The following is a 530-nucleotide window of genomic DNA, read 5'->3' on the forward strand; positions in this document are numbered from 1 at the left end:
ATTCCGGTCAAGCCACGGTGATGCGGGTGACGGCCAGGGGCGAAGCGGCCCTGAAGATGCGAGCTTGCTCCTTGTTCAACCCGGTGCAATGTTCTCCCTGTCCGGTGACGTCGCACGCACGGTGACGAGGCGGGCTGGTGCGGTTCACGACATCAGCAGGAGGCCTCCCAGAATGACGCTTGCCGTTTTCATTGGTGGAAGACGAGCCGTTGATCCAGGACAACCGCAAGGTTGTGCTCGGGCTACCTGCAGGCAGAGGTCGTCGGGGCTGCGCTTTCCGAGGCTGAAGCTGTGGCCTGCCTCCAGGCGAACGAGGAGGCATGGCAGCTTCTCGTCGTGGATCTGTTGCTGAAGCAGGGAACAGGACCTGGCGTGTCGGCCGCCCTTTTTACGCCCGGCAGAAAGAAGTGGATCGTGGCGGCGTTGACCAACGCGGCTTCTCCGGACAGCCGCGCGGCGTGCTTTCGTCTGGACGCCGATGTGGTCGTCGACAAGGCAGCGCAAGTCAATGAGTTCCTCGCCTATTGCGC

General features: G+C 62.8%; 1 protein-coding gene. It reads left to right on the plus strand.

Features of this window, described 5'->3' with window-relative positions:
* Positions 1-291 precede the first annotated feature (291 nt).
* A partial coding sequence (locus AC1DMS_RS31760; RefSeq protein ID WP_478182151.1) for a histidine kinase occupies positions 292-530 on the plus strand: 239 nt, incomplete at its 3' end.

It is taken from the genome of Variovorax sp. 05T418, assembly GCF_056396385.1.